The following is a 14303-nucleotide window of genomic DNA, read 5'->3' as shown; positions in this document are numbered from 1 at the left end:
GTCAGTCGTCGGACGGTTCGGGTGCCGCGTTGGCGTCCGCGTCCTCGACGTCGAGCGAGCCCATGCGGAGGTCCACGTCGCCGGTGCCGATAGCAATCGGCTTGCCGACGATGACGTTCTCGATGACGCCGTCGAGGTCGTCTTCCTCGCCGTGGATGGCGGCGTCGAGCAGGTGGTTGACCGTGACCTCGAACGCGGCGCGGGCGAGGACGGAGTCCTTCGACCCGGAGATACCGTGACGGCCGATGGATTCGATGGTCCCGTCGTTCGTCATGATGTCCGCGACGAGCATCAGGTGGCGGATGTTCACGTCGTCGAGACCCTGCTCGCGCAGCGTGTTCATCGTCTCGTCGATGATGGCTTCGCGGGCGGCCTCGATACCGAGCTGTTTGTGCACCTCGTGGATGTTGTTCGAGGTGGTCCGGGAGGCGTCGACGCCCTCGATGGCGAGCGCGTCGCCGAACGCCGAGCCCTCGGTGTAGAGGACGAACTCCTCTTCGTCGGTGTCCTCGTTGTTCTCCTTCCGGATGACGACGCGGGAGACCTCCTCGATGCCCTTGAACACGATGTCGCGCAGCTCCTCGACGAGTTGGAGGAGCCGGCGGTAGCTCGGGCTCTCGGGGCCGAACTCGATGAGCGTCCCCTCGCGGCGGGTCTTGATGCCGAGCGCGTCCTCGATGGTCTCGGCGATCTCGCTCGCGACGACGCCCTCGTCGTCGTACGTCGGCCAGCGTTCGAGGAGCGTCTCGTCGTTGAGGTTGACCTGCACGACCATGTCGGCGACGTTGGTCGAGATGTCGCCGAGCGCCAGAATCTTCGTGGACTCGATGTTCCAGACGACCTGGTGGGCGAGTTCGCGGTTGTTCGCGTACTCGTCTTCGAGGTACACCGTCATCATCGGCGTGTCGGGGGTCTTCCGCGCGTCCACCAGTTCGATGAGCCGCGGCAGCCCCTGCGTGACGTCGATTTCGGCGACGCCCGCGTAGTGGAACGTGTTCATCGTCATCTGCGTCCCCGGCTCACCGATGGACTGCGCCGACACCGTCCCGACGGGGTCGAGCGGGTCGACGCGGGTGTCGAGGTAGCGCGCCTCGACGGCCTGCGCGATTTCGCCGGCCTGGTCGAGGGTGACGCCCTCGCGCTCTTCGATGGTCTGGTAGATGCGGTCCTTCAGCCGTCGAGACAGCTCTCTGGACTCGACGACGTCGACGATGGCGTCGTCGACGAACTCGTAGTCGGCGGTTGCGTCGGTATCAGTCATCGGATTCGACCCCCGCACGGGCGTCGACACGCGGTTCGGCGTGCTCGGAGAGGTTGGTCGGCGGTGCGCGCTCGCCGAGGAAGCGTTCCTTCTCCTCGTCGGAGCTGAACTCCGAAGTGAGGATGCGGTCGGCGATGTTCTCGACGTCGATCGGCGTCTCGTCGTCCGAGGAGACCTTCACGGGGCTCGTGCCGTCCTCACCGAACTCGAACTGGACGATGGTCCCCGACGTGTCGCGGACGGAGCCGTCGTACTGCGCTTCGAGTTCCGAGAGAGCGTTGATGAGCCGGCGCTGCAGGTAGCCGGACTTCGAGGTCCGGACTGCCGTGTCGACAAGCCCTTCGCGACCACCCATCGCGTGGAAGAAGAACTCACGCGGCGTGAGGCCGGCGCGGTAGGAGTTCTCGACGAAGCCGTGGGCCTCGGCCGAGAGGTCGCCCTTCTGGTAGTGGCTCAGGGTGCGGCCCTCGTAGCCGCGGTTGATGCGCTCGCCCCGAACCGCCTGCTGGCCGACGCAGCCGGCCATCTGGGTCAGGTTGAGCATGGACGCACGCGCGCCGGACTTCGACATCACGACCGCGGGGTTGTCCTCCTCGAAGTGGTCCTCCGCGATTTCGCCGGCGGAGTCGCGCGCCTTGCCGAGGCGCTGCATAATCTTCATCTCCAGCGTCTCGTCGACGGAGCGACCCGGCAGCGATTCGAGCTCGCCCGCCTCGTAGATTTCGATGAGCTCCTGAATCTTGTCGTAGGCGGCGTCGATGGCCTCGTCGACCTGCGCCGTCGCCTCGTCCGGGATGGACTCGTCGTCGATACCGATGGAGAGCCCGAAGTGCATGATGGCGCGCATCGCCAACGAGGCAATCTCGTTGATGAAGATGCGCGAGCGCGTCTTCGAGTAGTCCTTGGCGAGGGCGTCGACGATTTCGCCGCCGAACGCGCCGACGGCGTCCTCGTCAATGGTGCCCTGCACGAGCTGGCCGTCCTCGATGGTGACCGTGTCCCCGACCTTCGAGGTGAACTCCATGTTCAGGTCGTCCGGCAGGAGTTCGGAGAAGATCTGCTGGCCGGTCCAGTAGGGCTGACCGTCCTCGTTTTCGCCCGCGGGCTCCGGGAGCGTGTCCACGCGCGTCGCTCGAAGCAGGTCGAGCGCCTGCGTCTCGACGAACTCGGGGTTGTCGTGCGTCAGCAGGTAGGTTCCCGAGATGTGGTCCTGAATCGCGCCGATGATGTTCTCACCGAAGCGCGGCGAGAGAATCTGCTCTTGGACGCGCATGAGGACGCGCGCCTCGGCACGGGCCTCCTCGTTCTGGAGGGCGTGCATGTTCATCTCGTCGCCGTCGAAGTCGGCGTTGTACGGCGGGCAGACGACGGTGTTCAGGCGGAACGTCTTGTACGGCATCACGACGACTTCGTGCGCCATGATCGACATCCGGTGCAGCGACGGCTGTCGGTTGAAGATGACGATGTCGCCGTCGACGAGGTGGCGGTTGACCTCCCAGCCGAGTTCGACTTTCTCCGCGAGTTCCTCGCAGTTCTTCTCGGTCACCTTCAGGCGGCGGCCGTCCGGGCGGCGGACGTAGTTCGCGCCGGGGTGGCTCTCGGGGCCGTTACGGACGTACTGGCGTGCCTCGTCGATGTTGCGCTCGGTGACGTTCATCGTCTGGGTCATCTCGGACGCGACGCGGTCCGGGACGCCGACCTCGTTGAGCGAGAGCGTCGGGTCCGGCGAGATGACGGTACGCGCCGAGAAGTTGACGCGCTTCCCGGACAGGGAGCCGCGGAAGCGACCCTCCTTGCCCTTCAGGCGCTGGCTGAGCGTCTTCAGCGGGCGGCCGGAGCGGTGACGCGCCGGCGGCGTGCCCGAAATCTCGTTGTCGATGAACGTGGTGACGTGGTACTGGAGCAGTTCCCACAGGTCCTCGATAATCAGCTGCGGCGCACCCGCCTCGCGGTTCTCCATGAACCGCTGGTTGATGCGGATGATGTCCACGAGCTTGTGGGTCAGGTCGTCCTCGGAGCGCTGGCCGTTGTCCAGCGTAATCGAGGGACGCGCCGTGACCGGCGGGACGGGGAGGACGGTCAGAATCATCCACTCGGGGCGCGACCGGTCGGGGTCGATGCCGAGCGTGACGAGGTCCTCGTCCGGGACGTCCTCGAACCAGTCGCGGATGTCCGAGGGCATCAGCTTGTTCATGTCCTCTTCGGTGAGGTCGAGGTCGAGCGCCTTTTCGAGCGCCTTGCGGTCGTCGCCGACCGGGCGGAACTCGCCGGCGAGCACCTGATTGACGCGCTCGGCGTCGAGACCGGTCTCGTTGGCGAGGGTGACGGGGTCGACGCCCTCGTCGTCCTCGTCGTCGGGGTCGGGCTGCATCGCTTCGGCGATGCGCTCGGAGTAGTCCCCGGCGAGCACGTTCTGGACCTCGTAGTAGGTCGTCGGCTTCTCGTGTTTGATGTCGTGCTGCGGCGAGCCGCAGTGGGGACAGCGGTTGGCCTTGCGTGCCTGCCGGACCGCCGACTTCATCACGTCGCTCCAGTCGTCGCCGAGCTCCTTCGTGCGACCGAGCTTGTCGCGGTACTCGTCTGCTTCCTCGTCCGTCAGCGAGAGGCGACCGCACTCCCGACACGTCGAGCGGAGCAGGCGGCGGATGAGCTTCGTGAAGCCGACGTGGATGACGGGCGCGGCCAGTTCGATGTGGCCGAAGTGCCCGTTACACGACCCGGAGTGCTGGCCGCAGGTGCGGCATTGCAGCCCGGGGTCGATGACGCCCAGCCGCGGGTCCATGAGACCCATGTCGATTGGGTAGCCGTCGTCGTCGTAAGTGTCCGCGGTGATGACCTTCGTCGCGGACATGTCTCGGTACGTCTCCGGGTCCATCAACCCGAACTGGATGCTGCCGATTTCTTTGGGTGTCTGCATTGACATGAGTGGTTAGACCGCGTCCTTCAGTTCGATTCGCGGGCGGACGCCGAGCGCGACCATCTCGTCGAGAAGCAGCTTGAACGCGTAGCTGATCTCGATTTCGTGGATGTTGTCCTCGTCGCCGGTGACCGGGTCGTAGATGCGGCGCTGGTCGCGGTCCTCGACGGCGACCATGCCCGTGTCGGCGGAGATGTAGACCTTCTCCTTGTCGGAGGAGTCGAGCAGACGCTCCTGGAGCACCATCGCGGCCCCGTGGCCGATGACGGTGTCGCGTTCCATCTCCCCGAGACGGAGGCCACCCTCGCGGGCGCGACCCTCCGTCGGCTGGCGGGTGAGCACCTGCACGGGACCGCGCGAGCGGGCGTGCAGCTTGTTGCTCACCATGTGGTACAGCTTGTGGTAGAAGATGATGCCGACGAAGATTTCGGCCTCGATCTTCTCGCCGGTGACGCCGGAGTACATGACCTCCTTGCCGGAGGACATGAACCCACGCTCTTCGAGCGCCGAGCGGAGTTCCTCTTCGTTTTCACCCTGGAACGCGGTGCCGTCGACGCGGCGGCCTTCGAGCGCACCGACCTTGCCGCCGAGCATCTCCAGCACGTGGCCGACCGTCATGCGCGACGGCAGGGCGTGCGGGTTGAGCACGAGGTCGGGCACGACGCCGTCGGCGGTGAAAGGCATGTCCTCCTGGGGAGCCAGGTGGCCCACGACGCCCTTCTGTCCGTGCCGGGACGCGAACTTGTCGCCGAGTTCCGGAACGCGCTGGTCGCGGACGGACACCTTGGCGAGTTTCGAGCCGTCTTCGCCCTCCATGAGGGTGACCGTGTCCACGACGCCGGACTCGCCCGAGCGCATCGTGACGGAGGTCTCGCGGCGCTTCTGCGGCGAGAGCCCCGCCATGTCGTCGGGTTCTTCGAGGAACCGCGGCGGCGAGGTCTTGCCCAGCAGCACGGAGTTCTCGTCGACGACCGTCTCGGGGTTGACGAGGCCGTCCTCGTCGAGGTGCGAGTACGCGTCTTCACCGCGCGCGCCGCGCACGTCCTGCGACGGAATCTCGAAGCGGTCTTCCTGACCGCCGGGGTAGCGGCGCTCTTCGCCCTCGTAGGTGCGGAAGAAGTGCGAGCGGGCGAGGGCGCGTTCGACCGAGCCCTTGTTCATGACGAGCGCGTCCTCGATGTTGAAGCCCTCGTAGGACATGACGGCCACGACGAAGTTCTGGGCCGCGGGTCGCTCGTCGAACCCGATCTGCTCCGTGGTCTGCGTTTTGACCATCGAGAGCTGCGGGTAGTGCATGAGGTGCTGGCGGGTGTCCGGGCGGATGCGGTAGTTCGCCGCGGGCAGCCCCAGCGACTGCTTCATCATCCCTGCCCCCATCGTAATGCGGGGCGAGGCGTTGTGCTCCGGGTACGGAATCATCCCGGCACCGATGCCGAAGATGAGCTGCGGGTCGATTTCGAGGTGCGTGTGGTCCTCGTTGAGTTCGTCCTCGTCGACCGCGACGTAGATGTCTTCTTCCTCCTCGGCGTCGATGAACTCGACGAGCCCGCGCTCGACGAGGTCGTCGAAGTCGAGGTCGTCGTTGTCGAGCGCCTCGACGTGGTCGTCGTCGAGGAGCGGTTCGCCGTCTTCGACGACGATGAGCGGACGGCGGGCGCGGCCCGCGTCGGCGTTGATGATGACTTCGCGGGTGCGCTCTTTGACGGAGACGTTCACCATCTGGCTCACGTCGCCGCGGCGGCGCGCCTCTCGAATCTGTGCCGCGAGTTGGTTGGGGTCCGGGTGGGTCCCGACGAGACTACCGTTGACGTATACTTTCGCTTCTCGCTGTGCCTGAGCCATGTTAGTCGTCCGCGGGTGCGGCGTCGACGCTGTCGATGCCGGGGATACCCTCGACACCCATCGACGCGAGTTCTCGTTTCAGCGACTGTTCGTCTTCGACGTTCTGGGAGAGCTCCATCGCCTGCGCGAAGTTCTTCACCAGCCCACAGTTCGGTCCCTCGGGGGTCTCGGAGGGGCAGATGCGACCCCACTGGGTCGCGTGCAGGTCGCGCGCCTCGAAGTGCGGCTGCGACCGCGACAGCGGACTGCGAAGGCGACGCAGGTGCGACAGCACACCCATGTAGTCGGTGCGGTCGACGAGCTGGGAGACGCCGGAGCGGCCGCCGACCCAGTTGCCCGTCGCGATGGGGTGTTCGAGCCGCTCGGTGAGCACGTCGGACCGGACGACGGTGTTGACCGTCAGGTTCCGGTTCCGCATGTTAGCGCGTTCGAGCTGGTACTTCACGTCGCGAGCCAGCTTGTTGAGCGCCGTCCGGAAGAGGTCCTTCATGAGGTCGCCGGAGACCTTCAGGCGCTTGTTGGCGTAGTGGTCCTTGTCGTCGGAGTCGCGGCGCTGGAGCGCGAGTTCGAAACACGCCTCGGCCATGCGACAGAGGTAGTACGCCTTGTTCATGCGCACTTCCTCTTCTTCCGCGCCCTCCTCGTGGAGGTGCGGAAGCAGGTAGCGGTCGATGACGTAGTTGGCGCGCTTGAGCTGGTAGTTCTTGCCCTGCCCGCCGGCGACGCGCTTGCCGAGCGCCTCGATGGCCTGCTCTTGGGTCTGCACCTCGGCCTCCTCGAGGTTTTCGAGCATGAACTTCACAATCTCCGGGTCGTCGGAGACGCGGTGGACGATTTCCTCGTCCGATTCGAGACCGAGCGCGCGGACGAGCGTCACGAAGTTGACGCTCCCGGAGACCGACGGGAACGACACTTCGAGGAGCCCCTCGCGGTTGCGCTCACAGAGCACGAGCGCGCGGTAGCCGCGGCGCTGGCTGAACGTCTTCGCGACCTGAATCTCGTCGCCGTACTTCGTGTCGTACTCGGCGAGAATCTTGTTCGGCGCCAGGTCCTCCGAGGTCATGAGCACGCGCTCGGAGCCGTTGACGATGAAGTAGCCGCCGGGGTCGACGGGGTCCTCGCCGATTTCGACGAGGTCCTCGTCGGAGAGCTCCGCGATGTTACACTTCGAGGAGCCGACCATGATGGGCATCCGGCCGACCTTCGTTTCGGCGGTGTCGACGACGACTTCCTCTTCTTCCTCGCCGCCGCGGACGATGGACATCTCCATGAACACGGGGGCGGAGTACGTGATGTTGCGCAGGCGCGCTTCCTGCGGGAAGAGCAGTTCCTCGGAGCCGTCGGCCTCGCGGACGCGGGGCGTCTCCACGCGGACGCCACCGAGTTCGACGTAGACGGGTTCCTCGCCCTCCTTGTCGCCGATGTCGGTCTCGATGGTCGCCTTCTCCTCGACGACGTCCATCATGCCGCGTTCGAGGAACGCGTTAAACGAGCGGAAGTGGTGTTCAGCGAGCCGTTCTTCGGAGAAGTACTTGCGAGAGACCTCGCGTCGCGCTTGTCGGTTCATTCAATCACCAGTCGATATACGACTGCTTTGTCTGTCGTTCGAGAGTTCCGAACGATCTTGATGACGTCGCCGGGCTCTGCGTCCTCGGGGAGCGCCGGGTCTTTCAGCTTGATCTTCGGGAGATTCGTCTTCTCGACGTTGTACTCCTGTAACACGTCCTCGACGGCCTCGTCGTCGAGTTTCGTGTGTTCCGGAACCAGTTTGTGTTGGCTTACGTCTACCATGTATGGTGCTGCTGGGTGCTGGAAGAAGCTGTCACGGGATACTACGGCTGATTTTGGGACGCACCCATTTAACCCTTGCCAACTGCGTCGGAGAAAGGCGACGCTATCGGCAGTCACGCACCGGAGATGCGCGAATCGTCACACGTTGGCATGGGGTGTCGCGATATAAATGTCTTCGGGGCGAGAATCGCGGTACCGCGGGCCAAGGGCAACCCAGATGGTAAGTCTTATCTATAAACCTCGGCTACGGATGAGTGCAGACGGAGGGCCCGGGTGGTGTAGTGGCCCATCATACGACCCTGTCACGGTCGTGACGCGGGTTCAAATCCCGCCTCGGGCGCTCTCCGTACCGCAAACTCACTTCAGTAAGCCCGGGTGGTGTAGTGGCCCATCATACGACCCTGTCACGGTCGTGACGCGGGTTCAAATCCCGCCTCGGGCGCTTTTCCGAACGTTACAAGCCAAGCGATGCGTCTTGTCGCGTCGCGACCCCTACGTGCTGTAACCGCCAGACAGAGGGAGTTGAACCAAGGAGCGACGCGAACGGAGTGAGCAAAGCGACCGAGGTTCAAATCCCGCCACACCCGTTCGTTCACGGGAGTTCCTGAGTTCACCTCACGCTGTTCGGTGAACTCCTGCCTCGGGCGCGTCTCTGATTTCAACTCGTCCAGCGAGGCGTCTCGAAGGATAAGTTGACACAGTATCCTCGCGCCTTCCAGTTACGCAGCGAGCTGTTCAGAAACCCCGGTCGAGAAGCACTCAAACACGCTGTCAAAGCGACTCTCTAAAATCAACAATGTGTACACAGGAGTGCTGCCAGATACTGTCTCGTGACTTGGGGCTGTCAGCGATGCCGGACGTGTACAGTTGTTCTCAAGATTTTCAACATCATATTCGTGTGAAACCAACAGACAGCTTCAGTTTTTGTTTCGATACAGTTGCAGACTCCTACCACCAAGCGCGATACCCAGAACAGCTATTATACCTCCGACAGCCAAGCGATTAGCTATAAAGAGATATCCACCAACGGCGATCGTAGCGAGAGAGATACCAAATAGCGATTGGAATAATGTATCTGGACGGTAGACAATTAAAATAATACTGACACCAACAAAGACTCCCAGGCCAGCCATTAACGGACTCACCTCTGTAATGAATGCGAAACTGATTGACAAGGTAGTAACCAAGGCACCAATGGAGAGCAACGCTACTTTTTGAGCGTTCATTACATGCTTACTTACATTGGTGAATTATTATACTTTCAATCACATACCCTAATTGTCATTTTGAAGATTCATGCGGTGTGAAGAGAAAATACACACATTCCAAATTTGACAGGTAGGAAATAGATGTGGTTTGGCTACTGCATTCGCTCAGTAGGGGAATGGTGCTCCGTCAAAAAGGAGGTGCGTTATTCTTGACGGGACATAGTGGGTGACATATCACTTCATCCTACAATCCCACCGACTGCCGCCCCAATCGCAACCCCGACCAACGCCGCCAGCAACGTCCCGAAGGCGTACCGGGCGGCCGTCCAGTAGTCGCCCGCCTCTGCGAGTTCCGCGACGCCGACCGCGAACGACGAAAAGGTCGTAAAGGCCCCGCAGAAGCCGGTTCCGGCGAGCGTCGCGGCCGCGTCACCCACGGGCGCGGTGACGATGAATCCCAACGCGACGCTCCCGAGGACGTTCACCGTGACGGTGCTCCACTTGCCGACGACTCGCTGGTCGACGGTGTGCCGGGAAACCGCGCCGGCCATCCCGCCGACGCCGACGAGGACGGCCGAGAGAAGCGAGGGAGTCACCGCCGCCCCCCGAACGCGAGGCCGAGCGCGGCGGCGGCGAAGCCGAGCGCGTAGTTCGCGCCGACGTTGAGCGCGCCGCCCACCGGCGACAGCGACGCGGTCTGGACGGCGAACGTGCTGTACGTCGTGAGCGACGAGAGCAGCCCGGTTCCGAAGAACAACTGCGCCCGGCGGGAGGAGACCGACGTGACGAACGTCCCGAGGGCGAAGCTCCCGAGGACGTTCACCGCGAGCGTGCCGCCCGCGCCGGGAATCGCGACGGAGACGGCGTAGCGAAGCGTCGCGCCGGCGAACCCGCCGAGGGCGACCAACGCCAGTTCCGAGCGGTCCATACGGCAGTTCTCCGGGGAGGCTACTCTATGGTTTCGGAACTGCCAGGCTCGGAAACCGCCCGCGGCGTCGCGCCGCCGTCGGGCGTCTCGCGGGGGCGAACCCGAACGTCGTGGACGGTCTCCGTGGTGTCGTCGACGACGAGCGCACAGCCGCGTTCCCGCGGGAGTCGAGCGCGGAGCGACTCGTCGAAGTACGTCGGGTCGGCGGCGGCCATCGCTGACACGTCGGGGCCGGCGGTGAGTCGGTGGACGACCCGGAGGTCGGCCTGCGAGACGGCGACCTCGGGGAGCGCCGAGGGGCGCTGGGTCGCGAGGACGACGCCGACGCCGGGGGCTCGCCCGCGCGTGAGAAGTGTCTGAAGCGCGGGGTCTGCGAGCCCGCCGACGAACGCGTGGGCCTCGTCGAGAAGCAGCCACGGGATTCGGGAAACCGAGCCCGCGACGCGGGCGTCGTAGAGGCCGCGGGCGACGACGCGAACCACGGCGCTCGCGGGGGTCGCCTCCAGTCCCGAGAGGTCGAGCACGTCGGGGTCGGGTCCGCAGAGCGACCGCGGATCGAGTCCCTCGGGGTGAAACACGTCCCACGAGTCGGCCAACGCGAGGTGGTTCGCCGCGGCTCTGCGCGTCTCGGGGGCGGCGTCGTCGTCGTCGACCGCCCCGCGCATCGCCACCAGCGAGTCTTCCTCGGCCGCGAGTCGCCAGACGAGCGACCCCGCGGGCGCGGTCGGGTCGAGACCGAGCAGCTCCGGCCACGCGCTCGGCGGGAGCGCGTCGGCGCGGACGCGCGGCGAGTCGTGAACCGTCGCGTCTATCGGCGACTCGGTGAGGCCACAGAAGACGCCCATCGGGTCGATGACGACCGGCGCGACGCCCGCAGCGCGTGCCAGTCCTTCGGCCATGACGCCGAGCGTGTGGGACTTCCCGCTGCCGCGCTTGCCGACGACGGCGGCCGCGTGCGGACGGTTCACGTCGAGGCCGACGGTCGCGCCGTCGCTCCCGTCGCGGGCGCGGTAGCATCCGAGTCGACAGACCGGGCCTTCCTCGTCCGACTTGCGGCCGATGGTGTGCATGGCGCGGACTGGCCGCGCGATGCGCCTTGAACCCCCGGGCGAGGGTTTATATACGAACCCGCGGCCAGACGGTCCATGCTCGATATGTTCCGGTCAGACACGCGCGCCATCGAAGGTCTCCCAGTTCGCCTCGTCGTCGCCCTCGTGGTCGGCGTCGCCAGTATGAGCGTCATGCTCAACATGCTCTCTGGGGTGCAGGGACTCGCCACCTCGGAACTCGACGTGAAACCCTCGCCGGACGTGGTCGGCCCGGGCGAACAGGCGCTGGACTTCACCGTCGTCGACCACGAGGGCAACCCCGTCGAGGGCGCGACGGTCATCGTGAAGTCGGGAACCGCCGAAATCGACGGCGTGGCGACGGCGAAAAGCGATGACGGCGGGTCTGCGACCGTCAACGTCGACGCCGAACTCGGCGCGAACCGCGAGGACGGGACGCTCGTCGTGGACGTGAAACCGCCCGCCGGGGAGTCGTTCGTCGACCGCCGCGAGAACACGAACGTGCTGGTGGTTCAGGACTGAGCGCCGAACACGCGAGCCGCGACCTCAGCGCTCCGGGTGCGTCACCGCGTCGAAGCCGCCGCGAACGAGCGGCTTAGCGATGTGTCGGCGGGCGCACGGCGGCACCTCGTACCAGCCGGGTTCGAGGTCGCGGTCGACCGCCCGCTCGACTTTGCCGGGCGCGTCGGTCCCGCAGTCGCGGCACCGATACCCCTGATTCCTCCCGGCGCTTTTCATCGTCCGCCCGCAGTCGGGACAGACGGGCGTCGAGGGTTCCGTCCGCACGAGGTCGCGGACCGCGAACTTCTCCAGTTTGAGCGTCCCGTCTCCGACCTCGCCGCAGGCGGTGACCGCGTCGCCGACGCGGAGCGCCCGCACGCGGTTTCGGAAGCGCTTCGTCGGTTCGAAGGCGGCGACAGCGACCACCGCGTCGCCGGCTTCGAGGTCGAAAAAGACGTGGCCACCCGGCCGGGTCTCCGGTTCGGAGGCGACGGTGCCGGCGACGCGGTAGGCGCGGCCGTCGCGGAGGTCCGAGACGACGCCGTTCCGGAGGTGCGCGTCGGTCCCCTGATTCGTGCGAAACGTCGCCGAGCGGTCGACGGGTTCGGAGTCGATGGCGGCGGCGACCTCGCGGACGGTGTCGGCGTCGTCGCCGCGGATGCCGTGGAGAATCGGTCCCGGCGCGTTCGGCACGCAGACGGCTTCGCCCTCCTCGCGGTCCACGGTGTCCCACGCGTCGGGATACGCCGCGTCCGCGGCGTCGAAGACGGAGTCGATGTCGACCTCGCGGGGCGTCCCACAGCGGTGGAACTCGCGGTAAGAGATGTGTTCGTGGGTCCACTCGTCGAAGGCGGCCCACGCGCCGACGGCCGCGAGCGCGCCGATGCGGCCTCGACCTCCGTGCCAGCCCTCGGTCAAGAAGCCGGAACGCTCCGCGAGGGCGACCGCGTCGTCGAGGTCGTGGAAGTCGCGGACGGCGTCGCGGGCGAAGTCGACGACGGCGGTCGAAACCGTGTCGGGAGACCCCGGCGCGACGACGATACCCGGGCTGGTCCGGTCGTCGTCGAGGACGGCCCAGCGGTCGAGTTCCTCGCGGGCGAGGTCGAACGCCGCGCCCGCGGGGAGGTCGGTGTGAATCGCCAGCGCCGCGTTCCCGCGGGTCTTGTGCTCGACCGCCGGGTTCAGCCGGACGAGGAGTCGCCGCTCGACGGTCCCGCCGCGCGCCTCGACGGCCTCGGCGACGAGCGTCGCCAGATAGGTCGTACACATCCCGAGGGTGCGGGAGTCGGTGTCGTCGAGGCCGATGACGGTCATACGCGGAGATTGCCGGACGGCGCAGTAACGCCTTTCGGGTCGATTACGGCTATATAAATGCGGCATCGAGAAGGAAGATATCACGGCGAGGGCGGCGGTATCGGGGAAAACGCTTTATGGGCCGAATCGCTTATTGCCCCCTATGTCCCGGTCAGCGCTGGTTGGTAATGTCGCCGCGATGCTCCAAGACGCGGGCTTCGTCGTGAGCGACCGCATCGCCATCCGGCCGAAGAGCTTCGACCTCGCCGCTCGGAGGGGCGAGGACCTGTTGCTCCTCAAGATACTGGGGAACATCGACGCGTTCGACGGCGTCACCGGCTCGGAGATGCGACGCCTCGGCTCGTATCTCGACGCCACGCCGTTGGTCGTCGGGCTTCGAACCCGAGACGAGGACCTCAAACCCGGCGTCGTCTACTTCCGCCACGGCGTGCCGGTGTTGAACCCCGACACCGCCATGGACCTGTTCGTCGAGGAGGTTCCCCCGCTCATCTACGCCGCCCCCGGCGGACTGTACGTGAGCCTCGACGGCGACGTGCTCTCCGAAGAGCGGCAGGAGCGCGGATGGAGCCTCGGGCAGCTCGCGACCGAACTCGGCGTCTCGCGGCGCACCGTCTCGAAGTACGAAAACGGCATGAACGCGAGCATCGAGGTGGCGATTCACCTCGAAGAGCTGTTCGACCGCCCCTTCTCGAACCCGGTCGACGTGCTCACGGGCGCGGAGGACGTGCGCGACGCCGAGCCGACGCCCGACGACCCCGACGTGGACCCCGACGACGAACACGTCCTGTCGGTGTTGACGCGCGCCGGCTTCACCGTCCACCCGACCGCCCGCGCGCCGTTCAAGGCCGTCAGCGAGGACGCCGGGCGGAGAAAGGAGACGAACGTCCTCACCGGACACTCGCCGTTTACCCGGAGCGCCGAAAAGCGCGCCCAAATCATGTCGTCGCTCGGCGAAATCACGCGGACGCGCTCGGTGTACTTCGTCGAGGAACAACAGAAGCGCGAGTCGGTCGACGGAACCGGCATCGTCAGCTGCGAGGAACTCGCCGCCATCGACGACCCCGACGAGATTCGCGACCTGATTCGCGAGCGGACCCGCGACCCCGCCGAGAGCTAATCGTCGCGGGGTGCGCGGCGAGCTGTACTGCCGGCGGAAAAATCAGTGACGGGCGCGCTTACGCCGCCGAGCCGTAAGTCTCTTCGAGGTAGTCGACGATATCGTCGCTCTCGGGCATCCCCTCGACGCCGTGTTCCTCGTCGACGAGGACGGGGACGCCGGTCTGGCCGCTTACCTCTTCGACTTCCTCGCGCTCGGCGTGCGCGCTGGGGACCATCCGCGACTCGTATTCGAGGTCGAGGTCGGCGAGTTTGTCTTTCACCTTCGCGCAGTACGGACAGCCTTGCAGTTCGTAGAGGATGAGGTCGGACATCAGCCTGGGGTATGGAGCCGCGGCTAATGAGTGCCATGGTCTTC

At 65.7% G+C, this 14303-nt stretch carries 13 protein-coding genes, 2 tRNA genes and 1 pseudogene; 5 read left to right on the top strand and 11 right to left on the bottom strand.

Annotated features, from left to right (window positions below; translation table 11 throughout):
- Position 1 precedes the first annotated feature (1 nt).
- Genes rpoA2 through C458_RS15170 form a run of 5 tightly spaced genes read right to left on the bottom strand, consistent with a single transcriptional unit; the run spans position 2 to position 7811 of the window.
- The gene (gene rpoA2, locus C458_RS15190) at positions 2-1261 is read right to left on the bottom strand and encodes a DNA-directed RNA polymerase subunit A'' (RefSeq protein ID WP_008577040.1); all 1260 of its coding nucleotides are present in this window, start codon (positions 1259-1261) and stop codon (positions 2-4) included.
- Entirely contained in the window at positions 1254-4178 is a 2925-nt protein-coding gene (locus tag C458_RS15185) for a DNA-directed RNA polymerase subunit A' (RefSeq protein ID WP_008577039.1), read from the bottom strand. Before C458_RS15185 ends, rpoA2 begins: the two co-directional genes overlap by 8 nt.
- Before the next feature lie 12 nt (positions 4179-4190).
- Entirely contained in the window at positions 4191-6020 is a 1830-nt protein-coding gene (gene rpoB, locus C458_RS15180) for a DNA-directed RNA polymerase subunit B (protein ID WP_004969058.1), read from the bottom strand.
- A gap of 1 nt (position 6021) precedes the next feature.
- Entirely contained in the window at positions 6022-7587 is a 1566-nt protein-coding gene (locus tag C458_RS15175) for a DNA-directed RNA polymerase subunit B'' (protein ID WP_004044576.1), read from the bottom strand.
- Complete coding sequence (locus C458_RS15170) at positions 7584-7811, bottom strand: DNA-directed RNA polymerase subunit H (RefSeq protein ID WP_004044577.1); 228 nt, start codon at positions 7809-7811, stop codon at positions 7584-7586. The genes C458_RS15175 and C458_RS15170 overlap by 4 nt, the downstream gene beginning before the upstream one ends.
- 267 nt (positions 7812-8078) lie before the next feature.
- Between C458_RS15170 and C458_RS15165 the strand changes: the two genes are divergently transcribed.
- The 3 genes and pseudogenes from C458_RS15165 to C458_RS18200 form a co-directional block, all read left to right on the top strand.
- Positions 8079-8151 (top strand) — tRNA-Asp (locus C458_RS15165).
- Between the two features lie 29 nt (positions 8152-8180).
- A tRNA-Asp gene (locus C458_RS15160) sits at positions 8181-8253 on the top strand.
- A gap of 229 nt (positions 8254-8482) precedes the next feature.
- Positions 8483-8599: pseudogene (locus tag C458_RS18200) on the top strand (IS1595 family transposase); the annotation flags it as partial.
- 129 nt (positions 8600-8728) lie between these two features.
- Here the strand turns inward: C458_RS18200 and C458_RS18195 are convergent.
- The 4 genes from C458_RS18195 to C458_RS15145 form a co-directional block, all read right to left on the bottom strand.
- A complete protein-coding gene (locus C458_RS18195; RefSeq protein ID WP_152418144.1) occupies positions 8729-9037 on the bottom strand; it encodes a hypothetical protein in 309 nt (102 codons plus the stop codon).
- 221 nt (positions 9038-9258) lie between these two features.
- Positions 9259-9615, bottom strand: a complete 357-nt coding sequence (locus C458_RS15155; RefSeq protein WP_008577035.1) for a CrcB family protein — start codon at positions 9613-9615, stop codon at positions 9259-9261.
- Complete coding sequence (locus C458_RS15150) at positions 9612-9947, bottom strand: CrcB family protein (RefSeq protein ID WP_008577033.1); 336 nt, start codon at positions 9945-9947, stop codon at positions 9612-9614. Before C458_RS15150 ends, C458_RS15155 begins: the two co-directional genes overlap by 4 nt.
- 20 nt (positions 9948-9967) lie before the next feature.
- Positions 9968-11017: an ATP-binding protein gene (locus tag C458_RS15145; RefSeq protein ID WP_008577031.1), complete on the bottom strand. Its 1050-nt coding sequence runs from the start codon at positions 11015-11017 to the stop codon at positions 9968-9970.
- Positions 11018-11092: 75 nt separating this feature from the next.
- Here C458_RS15145 and C458_RS15140 point away from each other — a divergent pair, with 75 nt between their 5' ends.
- Positions 11093-11536 (top strand): hypothetical protein, encoded by a 444-nt coding sequence (locus C458_RS15140; protein WP_008577028.1) that lies wholly within the window; start codon positions 11093-11095, stop codon positions 11534-11536.
- A 24-nt stretch (positions 11537-11560) separates the two neighbouring features.
- On the opposite strand, the gene C458_RS15135 is transcribed toward C458_RS15140, so the two are convergent.
- On the bottom strand, positions 11561-12829 hold the full coding sequence (locus C458_RS15135) for a tRNA(Ile)(2)-agmatinylcytidine synthase (RefSeq protein ID WP_008577026.1): 1269 nt from the start codon (positions 12827-12829) through the stop codon (positions 11561-11563).
- Between the two features lie 142 nt (positions 12830-12971).
- Between C458_RS15135 and C458_RS15130 the strand changes: the two genes are divergently transcribed.
- The gene (locus C458_RS15130; protein ID WP_008577024.1) at positions 12972-13946 is read left to right on the top strand and encodes a transcriptional regulator; all 975 of its coding nucleotides are present in this window, start codon (positions 12972-12974) and stop codon (positions 13944-13946) included.
- A gap of 58 nt (positions 13947-14004) precedes the next feature.
- On the opposite strand, the gene C458_RS15125 is transcribed toward C458_RS15130, so the two are convergent.
- On the bottom strand, positions 14005-14259 hold the full coding sequence (locus C458_RS15125; protein WP_004065346.1) for a glutathione S-transferase N-terminal domain-containing protein: 255 nt from the start codon (positions 14257-14259) through the stop codon (positions 14005-14007).
- Positions 14260-14303 lie beyond the last annotated feature (44 nt).

The organism is Haloferax sp. ATCC BAA-644 (assembly GCF_000336975.1).
GTDB classification, from domain to species: Archaea; Halobacteriota; Halobacteria; order Halobacteriales; family Haloferacaceae; genus Haloferax; species Haloferax volcanii.
This window is presented reverse-complemented; position numbering and strand designations above follow the sequence as displayed.

Bases quoted from the DNA above. Each gene is read 5' to 3' on its own strand.
- rpoA2 (WP_008577040.1), bottom strand. From the start codon at position 1,261: ATGACTGATACCGACGCAACCGCCGACTACGAGTTCGTCGACGACGCC.
- C458_RS15185 (WP_008577039.1), bottom strand. From the start codon at position 4,178: ATGCAGACACCCAAAGAAATCGGCAGCATCCAGTTCGGGTTGATGGAC.
- rpoB (WP_004969058.1), bottom strand. From the start codon at position 6,020: ATGGCTCAGGCACAGCGAGAAGCGAAAGTATACGTCAACGGTAGTCTC.
- C458_RS15175 (WP_004044576.1), bottom strand. From the start codon at position 7,587: ATGAACCGACAAGCGCGACGCGAGGTCTCTCGCAAGTACTTCTCCGAA.
- C458_RS15170 (WP_004044577.1), bottom strand. From the start codon at position 7,811: ATGGTAGACGTAAGCCAACACAAACTGGTTCCGGAACACACGAAACTC.
- C458_RS18195 (WP_152418144.1), bottom strand. From the start codon at position 9,037: ATGAACGCTCAAAAAGTAGCGTTGCTCTCCATTGGTGCCTTGGTTACT.
- C458_RS15150 (WP_008577033.1), bottom strand. From the start codon at position 9,947: ATGGACCGCTCGGAACTGGCGTTGGTCGCCCTCGGCGGGTTCGCCGGC.
- C458_RS15145 (WP_008577031.1), bottom strand. From the start codon at position 11,017: ATGCACACCATCGGCCGCAAGTCGGACGAGGAAGGCCCGGTCTGTCGA.
- C458_RS15140 (WP_008577028.1), top strand. From the start codon at position 11,093: ATGCTCGATATGTTCCGGTCAGACACGCGCGCCATCGAAGGTCTCCCA.
- C458_RS15135 (WP_008577026.1), bottom strand. From the start codon at position 12,829: ATGACCGTCATCGGCCTCGACGACACCGACTCCCGCACCCTCGGGATG.
- C458_RS15130 (WP_008577024.1), top strand. From the start codon at position 12,972: ATGTCCCGGTCAGCGCTGGTTGGTAATGTCGCCGCGATGCTCCAAGAC.
- C458_RS15125 (WP_004065346.1), bottom strand. From the start codon at position 14,259: ATGTCCGACCTCATCCTCTACGAACTGCAAGGCTGTCCGTACTGCGCG.